We start from the raw sequence: 15,258 nt of genomic DNA, 5'->3' as shown, positions 1-15,258 counted from the left end.
GCATTGGGCTACGGACGGCCACCGGAGACTCGGAGGTGCTACCCGCGGTTCAGCCGGACGGCGTGCACGGGGATCCGTACCGACTCGTCGTCCAGGCACTCCCCGGTCGCCAGGTCGAAGCGCTGCTTGAGCAGGGGCGAGGCGACGTAGACCCGGCCGTCGGGGGTGGAGCCGACCAGGCCCCGCGAGAGCACGTACGCCCCGGTGAACGGGTCCCGGTTGGCGACGGCGTACACCTCGTCCTGGTGGTCGCGGAAGACGGCGGCCTGCTGGCCGTCCGGCAGCAGGACGGCGACGCCGCGGCCGGGGGTGAGCTGCTCCCAGTCGCAGACCGGGGTCCAGGAACGGCCGGTGAGCAGCTCGACGCGGGTCGAGATCGCAACGGTGGTCATCGGGTCTCCAGAAGCGGCGAGTTGTCGGGGTCGAGGGCGGCGAGCAGTTCTTCCTCGGTGGCGAGCAGGGTCAGGTCCGGCTTGACCTGGTCGCGTTCGGGGGTGAAGCGGATGCTCGGGTCGGCGACGCCGGGGGCGTTGACGAAGGAGACGAAGCGGCGCAGCCGCTCCGGGTCGGCCAGGGTGGCCGCCCACTCGTCCTGGTAGTCCGAGACGTGGTGGGCCATCAGGGCCTCCAGGTCGGCGGCCAGGCCGAGGGAGTCGTGGACGACCACGTCGCGGACGTGGTCGAGGCCGCCGTCTATCCGCTCCAGCCAGGTGGAGGTGCGCTCCAGCCGGTCGGCGGTGCGGATGTAGAACATCAGGAACCGGTCGATGAGCCTGATCAGCTCCTCGTCGCTCAGGTCCTGGGCAAGCAGGTCGGCGTGGCGCGGGGTGGCACCGCCGTTGCCGCCGACGTAGAGGTTCCAGCCGTTGGAGGTGGCGATCACGCCGAAGTCCTTGCCCCGGGCCTCCGCGCACTCCCTCGCACAGCCGGAGACGGCCGACTTGAGCTTGTGAGGGCTGCGCAGCCCCCGGTAGCGCAGCTCCAGGTGGATCGCCATGGCCACCGAGTCCTGGACGCCGTACCGGCACCAGGTCGAGCCCACGCAGGACTTCACGGTGCGCAGCGACTTCCCGTACGCGTGCCCGGACTCGAAGCCGGCCTCGACCAGCCGGGACCAGATCAGCGGGAGCTGGTCCACCCGGGCGCCGAAGAGGTCGATCCGCTGACCGCCGGTGATCTTGGTGTAGAGGCCGAAGTCGCGGGCCACCTCGCCGATCACGATCAGCTTGTCCGGGGTGATCTCGCCGCCGGGGATGCGGGGGACGACCGAGTACGAGCCGTTCTTCTGCATGTTGGCGAGGAAGTGGTCGTTGGTGTCCTGCAGGGCGGCCTGCTCGCCGTCCAGGATGTGCCCGGAGGCCTCGAGCTCAGGGGCGAGCGAGGCGATGATGGAGCCCACCGTCGGCTTGCAGACCTCACAGCCCTCCCCCTGGAGACGGCCGTGCTCGGCCAGCAGCTGCCGGTGGGTGGAGATCCGCTTGACCCGGACGATCTCGTAGAGCTCGGCGCGGGTGTGCGCGAAGCAGGGGCAGAGCCCCTTGTCGACCTCGACGCCGCCCGCCTCCAGCTCCTCCGCGACGATGGTCGAGAGCAGCTTGATGCAGGAGCCGCAGCCGGTACCGGCCTTGGTGCACTTCTTGACCTCGGGGACGGTGGTGCAGCTGTGCTCGGTGACGGCCTCCCGGACGGTCCCCTTGGTGACGTTGTGGCAGTTGCAGACCACCGCGTCGTCCGGCAGCGCCGAGCCGCCCAGCGAGACCGGCGCGGCCAGTCCGGCGGGCAGGACCAGCGACTCGGCCGGGACGGGCAGCGGGTTTCCGGTGCCGGCCAGCGGACGCAGCGAGGCGTACACCTCGGCATCGCCGACCAGGATGCCGCCGAGCAGGGCTCCCTCGGGGGTGACCACCAGCTTCTTGTAGACGCCGGAGCGGGAGTCGGAGTAGACGACGTCGAGCGCGCCGGGGGTGGTCCCGAAGGCGTCGCCGAAGCTGGCCACGTCCACGCCGAGCAGCTTGAGCTTGGTGGAGAGGTCGGCGCCGGTGAACTCCTTCGCGGCCTGCCCGGCCAGCTGCCCGGCGACGGTGGCGGCCATCTCGTAGCCGGGCGCGACCAGGCCGTAGACCCGGCCGTCGACGGCGAGGGCGCACTCGCCGATGGCGAAGACGTCCGGGTCGGAGGTCCGGCAGAGCCCGTCCACGGCGATGCCGCCGCGCTCGCCGACCGTCAGGCCGCAGTCGCGGGCCAGCTGGTCGCGCGGGCGGACGCCGGCCGAGAAGACGACCATGTCGACATCGAGCTTCTGCCCGTTGGTGAAGGTCATGCCGGTGGCGCGGCCCTCGGGGGAGACCATGACGGCGTTGGTGCCGACGCCGGTGTGCACCACCACGCCCATCTCCTCGATGGTGCGGCGCAGCGCCTCGCCGCCGCCCTCGTCCACCTGGACCGGCATCAGCCGGGGGGCGAACTCGACCACGTGGGTCTCCAGGCCGAGCCCCTTGAGTGCGCCCGCCGCCTCCAGGCCGAGCAGTCCGCCGCCGACCACCGCGCCGACGCGGGCGTCGGCCGCGTACGCCTCGATGGCGTGCAGGTCCTCGATGGTGCGGTAGACGAAGCAGCCCTCGGCGTCCTTGCCGTCCACCGGCGGGACGAACGGGTACGAGCCGGTGGCCAGTACCAGTGTGTCGTAGGCGATCACGTGCCCGGCGGCGGTGGTGACGGTCTTCGCCGCGCGGTCGATCGCGGTGGCGGGGGAGGAGAGGTGGACCTCGTAACCGTGCAGGTCGGTGAAGCCCTCCTCGGCGAGGAGCAGGTCCTCGGGGGTCTTCCCGGAGAAGTACGAGGTCAGGGCGACCCGGTCGTAGGCGTGCCGGGGTTCCTCGGCGAGTACGACGACGCGGTAGCGGTCGGCGGCGCCGGCGTCGGCCAGGGCTTCCAGGAAGCGGTGGCCGACCATGCCGTACCCGACCAGGACGACGGTCGGCTTGGTGGTGGTCATCGGGAAGTCCCTCCGGAGATGGTGCTCTGGGTGGTGAGCAGGTGGAGCGGGTGTGCTGACAGGGCCTCGTCGCCCTCCCAGGTGTGGGCCAGGGTGCCGACGGTGTCGAGGTCGCCGAGCAGGACGCCGCCGACCAGGCGGTCGCCGCCCTGCTCGTCGCGGCGGACGATCACCTTGCGGTAGGTGCCGCGGCCGGCGTCGGAGAGGCGGACCACGCGGTCCTCGGGGCCTGCGGGCTCGGTCGCGCCGAAGGCGGCGATGTCGAGCGGGTCGTGGTCCGGGGTGGCCAGGGTGAGCCGGGTGAGCAGCCGGCTGCCCCGGTAGGCGGTGTCCTGGCCGCTGAGGATGCGGGCCAGTACGTCCGCCTGCTCCTGCGCGGGGCCGGCCAGGCCGTAGAGCACTCCGTCGTGCTCGGCGCAGTCGCCGAGGGCGTGGATGTACGGGTCGCTGGTCCGCAGCCGGTCGTCCACCACGATGCCCTGACGGATCGTCAGCCCGGCCGCCTGGGCGAGTCCGGTGCGCGGGCGGACGCCGACCGCGATCACCAGCAGGTCCGCGTCGAGCCGGAATACGTCGGCGAGTTCGACGCCGGTGACCCTGCGCGGGCCGGGGGCGTCCTCGGTCAGGACGGACCGGACACGGCACTCGGTGTGCACCTCGACGCCGAGTTCGGACAGGTGGGTGCGGAGCAGTTCACTTGCCTGGAAGTCGAGATGACGCTCCATCAGGTACTCGCCCTGGTGGGCCAGGACGACCTGGACACCCCGCGAGGCCAGCGCCCGGGCGGCGCTCACGCCGAGCAGCCCGCCGCCTACCACCACGGCCTGCCGGACACCCGGCAGGTAGGCGTCGATGTCGGCGCAGTCGGCCATCGTGCGGAACGCGAAGACCCCGGCGGGGAGCTCGTGCCTCTCACGGCCGGTGAGGGAGTCGTCGAAGAGCCCGCGCAGCGGCGGCAGTACCGGGTTGCTGCCGGTGGCGAGCACCAGCCGGTCGTACGCGAGCTCGGAGCCGTCGTCGCACAGCACCCGGCGCTGCTCCGGATCGATCCGCACCACCCGGGCCTGCCGCCTGTCCACCTGCGCGGGCAGTGCGGCGAGCGCCGCGATCTCGGGGGCGTACCGGCCGGCCAGCACCTCGGCGAGCAGCACCCTGTTGTACGGCGGGTGCTCCTCCTCGGCGAGCAGGAGCACCTCGTGCTCGCCGAGCGAGGTCAGCTGCTGCGCGAGCCGGTGGCCGGCCATGCCGCCGCCGACCACCACGGTGCGGTGCGCTGCGGGGATGTCGGTCGCTGTCATGCCTCTGAGCATGAGTCCGCGGTGTTACCCGGCCGGTGCGGTGCTGTTTCGCGGGCGGAACTTCGGCCTCAGCGGAGGCGGGGCGCGGATGTGAGCCGGAAAGCGAGGGCTCGGCATATCTTCGTGTGCGATTTCGAGAGTGTTCCGGATACGCAGGAGGAAATCCCGTTCGCCCGGGCGGCCGGTTACCTACCGGAGAGCCGGGCGGCCATCAATGAGTGGCGGACGGATTTCATGCTGCAGGTCACGGAGGGGACCGGGACGTTCAGCTGCCTGCGTCAATCCCCCGGGAATCACCGAGATCTCGTCGATCACCCTCAAGTTCCAGAAGGGTGCCGACATGCTCAGGCCCGCTCGAGCCGGACCGCGCAGGCCTTGAACTCCGGCATCCGCGAGACCGGGTCGAGGGCGGGGTTGGTGAGCAGGTTGGCGCTGCCCTCGCCCGGCCAGTGGAACGGCATGAAGACGGTGTCGGGCCGGATCGCGGTGGTGACGCGCGCGGGGGTGACGGTCCGCCCGCGCCGGCTCACCACGGCGACCCGGTCCCCGTCCCGCACTCCCAGCCGCTCGGCGAGCTGCGGGTGCAGCTCGACGAACGGGCCGGGGGCGGCGGCGTTGAGCGCGTCCACCCGGCGGGTCTGCGCGCCCGACTGGTACTGGGCCAGGACACGGCCGGTGGTCAGCCGTACCGGGTACTCGGCATCCGGCTCCTCGGCCGCCGGCCGGTGCTGGACGGCGGTGAACCGGGCCCGCCCGTCCGGCGTCGCGAAGCGGTCCAGGAAGAGCCGGGGAGTGCCCGGGTGCTCCTGCGACGGGCAGGGCCAGAACACCCCGTCCTCGGCGGCGATCCGCTCGTAGCTGATGCCCGCGTAGTCGGCGGGCCCGCCGCTCGACGCCCGGCGCAGCTCGTCGAAGACCTTCTCCGCCTCGGTCGGGAAGCCCTCGCCGTGGCCCAGCCGCCCGGCCAGCTCGTGCAGCACCTCCAGATCGCTGCGCACGCCCCCCGGCGCGTCAACTGCCTTGCGGCGGAGGATGACCCTGCCCTCCAGATTGGTCATGGTGCCGGTCTCCTCGGCCCACTGGGTGACCGGCAGGACGACGTCGGCGAGTGCCGCCGTCTCGGAGAGCACCACGTCGCTGACGGCCAGGAAGTCCAGCGACCGCAGCCGGTCCGCGATGTGCGCGGCGCGCGGCGCCGAGACCACCGGGTTGGAGCCCATCAGCAGCAGCGCCTTCACGTCCGTCCCGAGCGAGTCCAGCAGCTCGTACGCGCTCCGCCCGGGGCCGGGGAGCGCGTCCGGGTCGACGCCCCAGACCGCGGCGACGTGGGCGCGGGCCGCCGGGTCGTCCAACTTGCGGTAGCCCGGCAGCTGGTCGGCCTTCTGGCCGTGCTCGCGGCCGCCCTGGCCGTTGCCCTGGCCGGTGAGGCAGCCGTAGCCGGCGTTCGGGCGGCCCGCGTTGCCGGTGGCCAGGCAGAGGTTGATCCAGGCGCTGACCGTGTCGGTGCCCTTGGCCTGCTGCTCGGGGCCGCGCGCGGTGAGCACCATCGCCGACCCGGCGTCGCAGAACATCCGGACGGCATCGCGGAGCTGGGGGAGCGGGACACCCGTCACCGACTCCACGTGCTCCGGCCAGTGGGCCATCGCGGCCGCCCGGGTCTCGGCCCAGCCGGTGGTGCGCTCGGCGATGAACGCCTCGTCCGTCCGGCCGTCCGCGACCACCAGGTGCAGCATGCCCAGCGCGAGGGCGAGATCGGTGCCCGGGCGCGGGGCCAGGTGCAGGTCGGCCAGCTCGGCCGTACGGGTGCGGCGCGGGTCGACGACGATCAGCCTGCCGCCGTTCTCCTGGAGCTCGCGCAGATAGCGGACGAACGGCGGCATGGTCTCCGCCGGGTTGCCGCCGACCAGGATCACGCAGCCGGCCCGCGGAATGTCCTCCAGCGGGAAGGGCAGCCCCCGGTCCACCCCGAACGCCCGGATCCCGGCCGCCGCCGCGGAGGACATGCAGAACCGGCCGTTGTAGTCGATCGCCGAGGTGCCCAGCACCACCCGGGCGAACTTGCCCAGCAGGTACGCCTTCTCGTTGGTCAGCCCGCCGCCGCCGAACACCCCGACGGCGTCGCGGCCGTACGAGGCGGCGGTGCCCGACACCTCGGCGGCGATCCGGTCCAGCGCCTCCGGCCAGCTCGCCGGGCGCAGCTCGCCGTCCCGCCGGATCAGCGGCGTGGTCAGCCGGGCGCCGGGGCCCAGCACCGCGGCGGCGTTGGAGCCCTTGCCGCAGAGCGCGCCCTGGTTCACCGGGAAGCCGGGGCGCTCCACCACCGAGACCGGGACCGGGCCCTCGGTGCGGCGCAGGCCCATCCCGCACTGCAGCGCGCAGTAGGGGCAGTGGGTGTCGGTGGCATCGTTCATGGCGCCCAGCTTGCTACGACGCTGTTTCGCCGCGGCGGCCCGGACGTTACGGGCCCCGCACACCGCCCTCACCTCGGCCTTCGGCGGCTGTGAGGCAGCCGGCTCACGGGCCCGGACACGCTCCCGTGAGGCCGGGGAAACCAGTCGTGACGGTGGAGCAACGGCAGGGAAACAGCGCTCGGCGACGCTTGCTGTCATGACGCCGACCCTCCCGCCCGCCACCGCCGCCCCGCTGCGGGTGCTGCACGCCGCCCGGCGCCCGGCCCTGGTCCTGGTCGCGCACGGCTCGCGCGACCCGGCCGCGCTCGCCGAGATCCGCCGGCTGCTCGCGCTGCTCCGCGCCGCCCGGCCCGAGCTCGATGTCCGCCTGGCCCACCTCGGGCTCAACGCGCCGCTGCTCCCCGAGGTGCTGGACGGGCTGAGCGGGCCCGCCGTCCTGGTGCCGCTGCTGCTCAGCCGGGGCTACCACGTCAAGGTCGACATCCCCGCCGCGCTGTCCGCGGCGCCGCAGGTCAGCGGTGTGATCGCGGCCCCGCTGGGGCCGGATCCGCTGCTCACCGAGGCACTGCACGGCCGGCTCGCCGAGGCCGGCTGGGGCGGGGCCGCAGGCCGGGGCGATGCCGTCGTCCTCGCCGCCTCCGGCTCTCGGGACCGGGACGCGGCCGCCGACACCGAGGCCCAGGCCCGGCTGCTCGCCGCCCGCCTCGGCGTACCCGTACTGCCCGGCTATGTCGCGGCGGGCGGCCCTAGCGTCGCGGAGGCGGTGGCCCGGCTCGGTGCCGAGGGCCACCGGCGCGTTGCCGTTGCGGGCTACTTCACCGCTCCGGGGGACTTCGCGCGGCTGGGCGCCGCAGCGGGCGACTGGCTGACCGCCGCCCCGCTGGGCGCCCATCGGGCGATGGTCCGGCTGGTCCTCGACCGCTACACCGCGTCGGTCAGCAGGCTTGTGCCACGGGCCGCCTGACCGGCTCCGGGCCGTCCGCCGGTCCGCTCGTCGGCATCTGCTCGTCCGGGAGGTCCCGGCAGCGCCGGACCGGGGAGAACCACAGGATCAGGGCGGCCAGCGGAACCGCGGCCGTCATCAGCCACATCGCCGGGCGGAGGCCGAGCTCGGTGCCGAGCAGGCCGCCGAGCAGCGCGCCCACCGGGATGCTGCCGAAGTTGAGCACCGCGCTGCTGGCGGAGAGCCGGCCGAGCAGGTCGGGCGGGCAGTAGCGCTGCTGGAAGGTCGACTTGATGATATTTCCGGCCACCACCCCGGCCGAGACCCCGAACCCGCCGAGCACGTAGAGCAGCAGCCCCGCGCCGTCGGTGGTGAGCGGGATGAGCAGGGTGAGCAGCGGCAGCACGAACTCGAAGAAGAGCATGGCCCGTGCCGTCCCCATCCGGGCGGCCACCCGTCGGGCCAGCATCGCGCCGACGATGCCGCCGGTCGAGGCGACGGCCACCAGGACGCCCACCGCCCCCGACTCCAGCCCGACCTCGCGGATCAGGAAGACCACCAGGATCGACTGGTATCCCGTCAGCGCCAGGTTGGCGGAGGCGCCGAACAGGGTGAACGTACGGAACCACACATCGCCGGCCACCAGCCGCAGGCCCTCGCCGACCTCCTTGCGCAGCGACCGACGCGGCCCGTCGCCCCGCTCGCGGACCGGCTCGCGGTGCCGGATCCGCCCGGTGCACCAGAGCGAGAGCAGGAAGGTGCAGGTGTTCGCGAGCAGCCCGTTCACCGGTCCGGCCAGCTGGGCGATCAGGCCGCCCGAGCCCAGCCCGACGATCCCGGCGGCGGAGGCGCTGCCGTGCAGCTTGGCGTTGCCCTCGGCGCGGTCGGCGGGCTCCAGCAGGGTGGGCAGATAGGCGGTGTACGCGGTCTGGAAGAAGACCCCGGCGGCTCCGGTGGCCAGCGCGACGACGATCAGCTGGGTCATCGTCAGGAGGCCGGCGTGGGCGGCGATCGGAACGCCGGCGAGGGTTAAGAGCGAGGCGGCCGTGGCGGCGAGCATGATCGGCCGGGATCTCATCCGGTCCACCCAGACCCCGACCGGCAGGCCGATGATCAGCCAGGGCAGCCAGCCGGCGGCGCTGAGCAGACTCACCTGGAAGGTGGAGGCGTGCAGCGTGGCGACGGCGATCAGCGGCATGGCCAGGCCCGTGACGGCGGAGCCGAACTTGTTGGCGGTCTCGCCGAGCCACAGCAGACGGAAGTCGCGGTGGCGGCGGAGCAGGCCGTGGGTGAGTGCGTCGCTCATGCTGTCTCGGTTCCTTCCGGAGTGGCGCCCGCTCGGGGCAGGGCGTGGATCTGGACGATGACGGGCCGGGCGTCCGGGTCGGGCTCGGCGTCCGGGTCCGGGGTGTGGCGGGTGACGACGGCCATCAGCTCGTCGTTGAGCGCGCGCAGCTGAGCGGGCGTCAGGCGCAGGTTGTTCCAGTCGGAGATCGTGCCGGCGCCTCGCCACTCGCCCTCCCACTCGGCGGCCAGCGAGTCGGAGACCCGCTGGAACTGGAGCTGGAGCATCTCCTGCAGATAGACCGAGAGCGCCCCGCGCGACTCCGCGTCCTCGGCGAAGTCCGTGGTGTGGAGCACGTTCTTCCGGCGGACCACTCGCCACCAGCGCTCCCGCTTGGTGCCGCGGCCCACCTCCTCCTCGATGAAGCCGTGCTCGGCGAGGTGGCGCAGGTGCCAGCTGATGGTGCCGGTGCTCTCGCCGAGGCGCTCGGAGAGCCGGGCCGAGGTGGCCGGGCCGCCGCCGTTGAGCGCCTCCAGGATGCGCATGCGCAGCGGGTGGGCCAGCCCCCGCAGGCTGCCGGCGTCGATCCGGCGCTGGGCTTCGGGTTCGTTCATGGCTTCACCCTAGAGTGCAGAGGACTCTCTGCATAGAGGTCTCTGCAGAGATTCCTCTGCAACTTTCCCGGACGGAGCTCCGATTGCGCGGCGCGCCGGTGGAACGTCAGTCACCGGGCGTACGGTGACGGGTATATGGACGACACCGCGCACCGCACCACTCCGTACGACCCCTCCGCCGAGGCCCGCTGGGTGCCCGAACCGGACAAGCGTCCGGGCCGTACGGCCTTCCAGCGTGACCGCGCCCGTGTTCTGCACTCCGCCGCGCTGCGCCGGCTGGCGGGCACCACCCAGGTGGTCGCCCCGATGCGCAGCGACTTCCCGCGGACCAGGCTGACGCACTCGCTGGAGTGCGCCCAGGTCGGCCGCGAGCTCGGCGCGGCACTCGGCTGCGACCCGGACCTGGTGGAGACCGGCTGCCTGGCCCACGACATAGGACACCCGCCCTTCGGCCACACCGGCGAGGAGGCGCTCGACCAGGCCGCCGAGGCCTGCGGCGGCTTCGAGGGCAACGCCCAGTCACTGCGCATCCTCACCCGCCTGGAGCCCAAGCGCTTCGCCCCGCTGGACGAGGCCCCTGCACGGCTGGCCCCCTGGCCGGGCCGCAGCGTCGGGCTCAACCTGAGCCGGGCCGCGCTCGACGCCGCCACCAAGTACCCCTGGCCGCGCGGCGGCCACCCCACCAACCCCACCTCCACCAAGTACGGCGTCTACGCCGACGACCTGCCGGTCTTCCGCTGGCTGCGCACCGGCGCGCCCGCCGACCGCAAGTGCTTCGAGGCCACGGTCATGGACTGGTCCGACGACGTCGCCTACTCCACCCACGACGTCGAGGACGGCCTGCAGGCCGGCCACATCGACCCGTCGGCCCTGCGCTCCGTCGAGGAGCGTGCCGAGCTGTTCAAGATCGCCGAGCGGTACGCGCCGGAGGCCGCCGCGGAGGAGTTCGGCGAGGCCCTCGACCGTCTCCAGGCCCAGGAATGGTGGCCGAAGTCGTACGACGGCTCGGCCAGGGCCCGGGCCGGCCTCAAGGACCTCACCAGCCAGCTGATCGGCCGCTTCTGCCTGGCCGCCGAGCAGGCCACCAGGGCGCGCTACGGCCCCGGCCCGCTCACCAGGTACGCCGCCGAGCTGGTCGTGCCGCCCGGCGTCCGGGTGGAGTGCGCCGTGCTCAAGGCCGTCGCCGTCCGGTACGTGATGCAGCGCGACGAGCAGGCGCAGCTGCGCGCCCGCCAGCGCATCGTGATCGCCGAGCTGGCGTACGTCCTGGGCCAGCGCGCGCCCGAGGGCCTCGACCCCGTCTTCCGGGCGCTGTACGAGGAGGCGGAGGACGACCGGGCGGCGCTCCGGGCGGTGATCGACCAGATCGCCACGCTGACCGACGCCTCGGCACTCGCGCTGCACTCCCGGATGGTCGGGCAGGCCTGGACGTGAGCACCGCGCGCGAGCCGGGTCGCCGGTCATCCTGGATCACCGTGGTAAGGCCGTAGACTTCCGGGGTGGCTGGGCGGATCAGGGACGAGGATGTACAGGCGGTGCGCAACGCACTGCCCATCGACGCGGTCGTCGGCGACTACGTCCAGCTGACCAACGGCGGCGGCAGCCAGCTCAAGGGCGTCTGTCCGTTCCACGACGAGAAGTCGGCCTCCTTCTACGTCCACCCGGGCAAGGGCGTCTTCCACTGCTTCGGCTGCGGCGAGAGCGGCGACACGATCTCCTTCCTGATGAAGATCGAGCACTTCTCCTTCGCCGAGGCCGTCGAGCGGATGGCCGGCCAGGCGAACATCACCCTCCGCTACGAGGAGGGCGGCTACTCGCCCCGCCACCAGCAGGGCGAGCGCACCCGCCTGGTCGAGGCCCACAAGGTCGCGGCCGCCTGGTTCCAGGAGCAGCTGGACTCCGCGGAGGCCGAGATCGGCCGCCGCTTCCTCGCCGAGCGAGGCTTCGACGCCGACGCCGCCAAGCACTTCGGTGTCGGCTACGCCCCGGCCGGCTGGGAGCACCTGGTCCGCTACCTGCGCGGCAAGGGCTTCACCGACAAGGAGATCCTGCTCGGCGGCCTGGCCTCGCAGGGCCAGCGCGGCGGCCTGATCGACCGCTTCCGTGGCCGCCTGGTCTGGCCGATCCGTGACACCACCGGCGAGGTGATCGGCTTCGGCGCCCGCCGCCTGCGCGAGGACGACAACGGGCCGAAGTATCTCAACACCCCCGAGACGCCGATCTACAAGAAGTCCAACGTCCTCTACGGCATCGACCTCGCCAAGAAGGACATCGCCAAGACCGGCCGGGCCGTGGTGGTCGAGGGCTACACGGATGTGATGGCCTGTCATCTCGCTGGCGTGACAACGGCGGTGGCCACCTGCGGCACCGCCTTCGCCGAGGATCACATCAAGATCATCCGTCGGCTGCTGATGGACACCTCCCAGTACCGCGGCGAGACCGTCTTCACCTTCGACGGCGACGCCGCCGGCCAGAAGGCCGCCCTGCGCGCCTTCGAGGACGACCAGAAGTTCGCCGCCCGTACCTCCATCGCCATCACCCCGGGCGGCATGGACCCGTGCGAGCTGCGCCTCGCCAAGGGCGACGAAGCCGTCCGTGAGCTCATCGAACACCCCGTCCCGCTCTTCGAGTTCGCCCTCCGCTCGGCCGTCGCCCGGCACCGGGTGGACACCGCCGAGGGGCGCGCGGCCGCGCTCGAAGAGGCGTCCCAGATCATCGTGAAGATCAAGGACCGCTCGATCCAGCACGAGTACGCCGTCCAACTCGCCGGCCTGCTCGGCATCCTGGACGAGCAGTTCGTGGTCCGCCGGATCTCCCAGCTGGCCCGCTGGCAGCGCGAGAACCAGCAGCAGCCCCGCCAGCAGCTCCGCCGCCAGGACGCCCCTCAGCCGGTCCAACCACAGCGCCCCGCCTACCGGTTGAACCCGAAGGACCCGGCCCAGTTCGTGGAGCGCGAGCTGCTCAAGCTGTCCCTCCAGCACCCCGAGCTGGTCAGCCCGGCCTTCGACAACTACGGCGACGAGGAGTTCCCCACCCCGCCGTACACCGCCGTCCGCCAGGCCGTCCGCAAGGCCGGCGGCGCCGCGTACGGGGCCACCCTGCCCGACTTCACCGCAGCCGTCCGCGAGGTCTGCCCGGACGACCAGGTGCGCAACCTGGTCACCGAGTTGACCGTGGAGCCGATCCGCACCCGCCGTGCGGCCGACGCCATCTACGCGGGCGAGTTCCTGGTCAAGCTCCGGATGCAGGCCGTGGACCGCCGCATCGCCGAGGTCCGCGCCCAGCTCCAGCGGCTCGGCAACCGGGCCACCGCCGAGGAGTTGAGCGCCGTCCAGGGCGAACTCTGGGCGCTCCAGCAGTACGCGCAGCAGCTGCGCAGCCGCGGCGCCGCCGGGCTCTGACCCCGCCGCCGCGAGAAAGTCCGCGCACGACTCTCGGCCCATCGGTGTGGCGTACCCCACACTGATGGGTATCCCAGTCCCGTGTGGCGCGGCTCCCCCCACGAGCCGCGCGCGGCCCAGAGAGGGATGCCCGTGGAACTGTCCGCTGTGCACCCGGCCGTCGTGGACGAGGACGGCGCCGATCACGACCGTGCCGACGCCCCGCCACCCGAGGACGCCCGGGTACCCGAGCAGAGCGGCCCGGCCACGGACGAGGTGGAGGCCGACGAGCCGCTCCCCGCCCTGGACGAGGCCTCCGGCCCGGCCGCCGACCTGCTCCGCCAGTACCTCCGCGAGATCGGCCGGATCCGCCTGCTCACCGCCGTCGAGGAGGTCGAGCTCGCCCGCCAGATCGAGGCCGGCCTCTTCGCCGAGCAGGCCCTCGACCGCAGCCCCGGCCCGGACGAGCGGCTCACCGACGAGCTCGACCACCTGGTGCTGCTGGGCCGGATGGCCAAGCGCCGCCTGATCGAGGCCAACCTGCGCCTGGTGGTCTCGGTCGCCAAGCGGTACGTCGGCCGGGGCCTGACCCTGCTCGATCTGGTCCAGGAGGGCAACCTCGGCCTGATCCGGGCGGTGGAGAAGTTCGACTACGAGCGCGGCTACAAGTTCTCGACGTACGCCACCTGGTGGATCAGGCAGGCGATGAGCCGGGCCCTGGCCGACCAGGCCCGGACCATCCGGGTGCCGGTGCACGTGGTCGAGCTGATCAACCGGGTGATGCGCGTCCAGCGGGCGATGCTGCAGGAGTACGGCGCCGAGCCCAGCGCGGCCGAGGTGGGCAGGGTGCTGGAACTCTCCGAGAGCAGGGTCCGCGAGGTGCTGCGGCTGGCCCAGGAGCCGGTCTCCCTGCACACCCCGGTCGGCGAGGAGGACGACGTCGCCCTGGGTGACCTGATCGAGGACGCCGACGCCGCCTCGCCCGCCGAGACCGCCGCCTTCCTGCTGCTGCGGGAGCACCTGGAGGCGGTGCTGGCCACGCTGGGCGAACGCGAACGCCAGCTGGTCCGGCTGCGCTACGGCCTGGACGACGGCCGCCCCCGCACCCTGGAGGAGATCGGCCACCTCTTCGGCGTCACCCGCGAACGGATCCGCCAGATCGAGGCCAAGACCCTCGCCAAACTCCGCGGCCACACCTTCGCCGAGCAGCTCCGCGCCTACCTGGACTAGGCCGCCGAGCGGCTCGTGCGGCGCTCAGTGATGGAAGGCGGCCCGGGCGGGCACCCCGAGGCTGCTCAGCGGTGCGGGCTGGCTCTTGAGCTCCGGAACAAGGCGGGCGAGGTCGGCGAGCAGCAGGTCGGCCAGGTCGATGGAGAACCCGTTGCGGCAGACCACCCGGAGCACCGAGAGGTCCGTCCGGTTTTCCGGGAAGGTGTACGCGGGGACCTGCCAGCCGCGCTCGCGCAGCCGACGGGAGACGTCGAACACGTCGAAGTTGACGTCCTCGGTGGTGGTGAAGGCGAAGACGGGAAGCTGGTCGCCGCGGGTGATGAGCCGGAAGCAGCCCATCTTCTCGACGCCGGCGGCGACGTACTGCGCCACGTCCCGGCAGGCCTGCTGCACGGCGCGGTAGCCCTCGCGGCCGAGCCGCAGGAAGGCGTAGTACTGGGCGACCACCTCCGCCCCGGGCCGGGAGAAGTTCAGGGCGAAGGTGGGCATGTCCCCGCCCAGGTAGTTGACGTGGAAGACCAGCTCGTCGGGCAGTGCCTCCGCGTCCCGCCAGAGCGCCCAGCCGACGCCCGGGTACACCAGCCCCTACTTGTTACACATATGGGGGTGTTGAGCTCCGAGGGGTTGACGTCAGGATCGGCTGGTCAGCACGCCTTTCGGGAGCCGGTTGCCCGCGCGGCTTCGTCGACCGCGTCGGTCAGCGCCCCGCGCAGTCCCTCCACCATCAGCACCAGCTCGGCGCGCTGTGCTACGGCCAGGTCGGCATCCTCGGCCGAGTCCAGTACCGCCTGTGCAGCCGGGGCCATCGCCTGAAGGCGGATCATGTCGGCCAGCGATCCGCGCAGCCTCTCGACCATAAGTACCAGGTCGGCGTTGCTCGCCCTGATCAGGTTCGTCATGACTGCGTCAGATAGGTCGACCCGCGCGAGCTCGATGCGCTCGCGGGCGAGATCGGGTAGCAGGATGGGGCGCTCGTTGGCCACGAAGTGATCTGCCCAACTGAGAGTGCTTGTCAGCGGGCTCGGACCCGCCGCGGAGTCTCGCCACCAGAAGTGGCTGCGCTGGGGGAAGGGGAGTGGGAGACTCACGCGGCTGGCTCCAC

Annotated in this window: 11 protein-coding genes and 1 pseudogene; 4 read left to right on the top strand and 8 right to left on the bottom strand. The window is 72.6% G+C overall.

Annotation, left to right across the window (positions count from 1 at the left end):
- Positions 1-38: 38 nt before the first annotated feature.
- From nirD to FB465_RS10715, 4 genes are all read right to left on the bottom strand, one after another.
- Positions 39-392 (bottom strand): nitrite reductase small subunit NirD, encoded by a 354-nt coding sequence (nirD, locus tag FB465_RS10730; protein WP_145789811.1) that lies wholly within the window; start codon positions 390-392, stop codon positions 39-41.
- Positions 389-2,995, bottom strand: coding sequence for a nitrite reductase large subunit NirB (nirB, locus tag FB465_RS10725; RefSeq protein ID WP_145789810.1), 2,607 nt, complete (start codon positions 2,993-2,995; stop codon positions 389-391). Before nirB ends, nirD begins: the two co-directional genes overlap by 4 nt.
- On the bottom strand, positions 2,992-4,293 hold the full coding sequence (locus FB465_RS10720) for an NAD(P)/FAD-dependent oxidoreductase (RefSeq protein WP_145789808.1): 1,302 nt from the start codon (positions 4,291-4,293) through the stop codon (positions 2,992-2,994). Before FB465_RS10720 ends, nirB begins: the two co-directional genes overlap by 4 nt.
- 344 nt (positions 4,294-4,637) lie before the next feature.
- Positions 4,638-6,704, bottom strand: coding sequence for a molybdopterin oxidoreductase family protein (locus tag FB465_RS10715; protein ID WP_145789806.1), 2,067 nt, complete (start codon positions 6,702-6,704; stop codon positions 4,638-4,640).
- A gap of 196 nt (positions 6,705-6,900) precedes the next feature.
- Between FB465_RS10715 and FB465_RS10710 the strand changes: the two genes are divergently transcribed.
- On the top strand, positions 6,901-7,668 hold the full coding sequence (locus tag FB465_RS10710; RefSeq protein WP_145789804.1) for a sirohydrochlorin chelatase: 768 nt from the start codon (positions 6,901-6,903) through the stop codon (positions 7,666-7,668).
- Here the strand turns inward: FB465_RS10710 and FB465_RS10705 are convergent.
- On the bottom strand, positions 7,640-8,953 hold the full coding sequence (locus tag FB465_RS10705; RefSeq protein ID WP_145789802.1) for an MFS transporter: 1,314 nt from the start codon (positions 8,951-8,953) through the stop codon (positions 7,640-7,642). The genes FB465_RS10710 and FB465_RS10705 overlap by 29 nt on opposite strands.
- Complete coding sequence (locus tag FB465_RS10700) at positions 8,950-9,546, bottom strand: winged helix-turn-helix domain-containing protein (RefSeq protein WP_145789801.1); 597 nt, start codon at positions 9,544-9,546, stop codon at positions 8,950-8,952. Before FB465_RS10700 ends, FB465_RS10705 begins: the two co-directional genes overlap by 4 nt.
- A 135-nt stretch (positions 9,547-9,681) precedes the next feature.
- Between FB465_RS10700 and FB465_RS10695 the strand changes: the two genes are divergently transcribed.
- The 3 genes from FB465_RS10695 to FB465_RS10685 all read left to right on the top strand — a co-directional run bounded on the left by FB465_RS10695 (position 9,682) and on the right by FB465_RS10685 (position 14,156).
- The gene (locus tag FB465_RS10695) at positions 9,682-10,980 is read left to right on the top strand and encodes a deoxyguanosinetriphosphate triphosphohydrolase (RefSeq protein ID WP_145789799.1); all 1,299 of its coding nucleotides are present in this window, start codon (positions 9,682-9,684) and stop codon (positions 10,978-10,980) included.
- 65 nt (positions 10,981-11,045) lie between these two features.
- Positions 11,046-12,947, top strand: a complete 1,902-nt coding sequence (gene dnaG / locus FB465_RS10690; RefSeq protein ID WP_145789797.1) for a DNA primase — start codon at positions 11,046-11,048, stop codon at positions 12,945-12,947.
- A gap of 81 nt (positions 12,948-13,028) precedes the next feature.
- Positions 13,029-14,156, top strand: coding sequence for an RNA polymerase sigma factor (locus FB465_RS10685; protein WP_281292333.1), 1,128 nt, complete (start codon positions 13,029-13,031; stop codon positions 14,154-14,156).
- A gap of 24 nt (positions 14,157-14,180) precedes the next feature.
- Here FB465_RS10685 and FB465_RS10680 read toward each other — a convergent pair.
- Positions 14,181-14,741, bottom strand: a pseudogene (locus FB465_RS10680) (pyridoxal-dependent decarboxylase); the annotation flags it as partial.
- 59 nt (positions 14,742-14,800) lie between these two features.
- On the bottom strand, positions 14,801-15,139 hold the full coding sequence (locus FB465_RS10675) for a hypothetical protein (protein WP_145789793.1): 339 nt from the start codon (positions 15,137-15,139) through the stop codon (positions 14,801-14,803).
- Positions 15,140-15,258: the final 119 nt, after the last annotated feature.

It is taken from the genome of Kitasatospora atroaurantiaca (assembly GCF_007828955.1).
GTDB classification, from domain to species: Bacteria; Actinomycetota; Actinomycetes; order Streptomycetales; family Streptomycetaceae; genus Kitasatospora; species Kitasatospora atroaurantiaca.
Note: the sequence above shows the minus strand (reverse complement) of the source record. Positions and strands in the feature narration are given on the sequence as shown.

Coding starts and splice junctions, on each gene's coding strand:
- nirD (WP_145789811.1), bottom strand. CDS start 392: ATGACCACCGTTGCGATCTCGACCCGCGTCGAGCTGCTCACCGGCCGT.
- nirB (WP_145789810.1), bottom strand. CDS start 2,995: ATGACCACCACCAAGCCGACCGTCGTCCTGGTCGGGTACGGCATGGTC.
- FB465_RS10720 (WP_145789808.1), bottom strand. CDS start 4,293: ATGACAGCGACCGACATCCCCGCAGCGCACCGCACCGTGGTGGTCGGC.
- FB465_RS10715 (WP_145789806.1), bottom strand. CDS start 6,704: ATGAACGATGCCACCGACACCCACTGCCCCTACTGCGCGCTGCAGTGC.
- FB465_RS10710 (WP_145789804.1), top strand. CDS start 6,901: ATGACGCCGACCCTCCCGCCCGCCACCGCCGCCCCGCTGCGGGTGCTG.
- FB465_RS10705 (WP_145789802.1), bottom strand. CDS start 8,953: ATGAGCGACGCACTCACCCACGGCCTGCTCCGCCGCCACCGCGACTTC.
- FB465_RS10700 (WP_145789801.1), bottom strand. CDS start 9,546: ATGAACGAACCCGAAGCCCAGCGCCGGATCGACGCCGGCAGCCTGCGG.
- FB465_RS10695 (WP_145789799.1), top strand. CDS start 9,682: ATGGACGACACCGCGCACCGCACCACTCCGTACGACCCCTCCGCCGAG.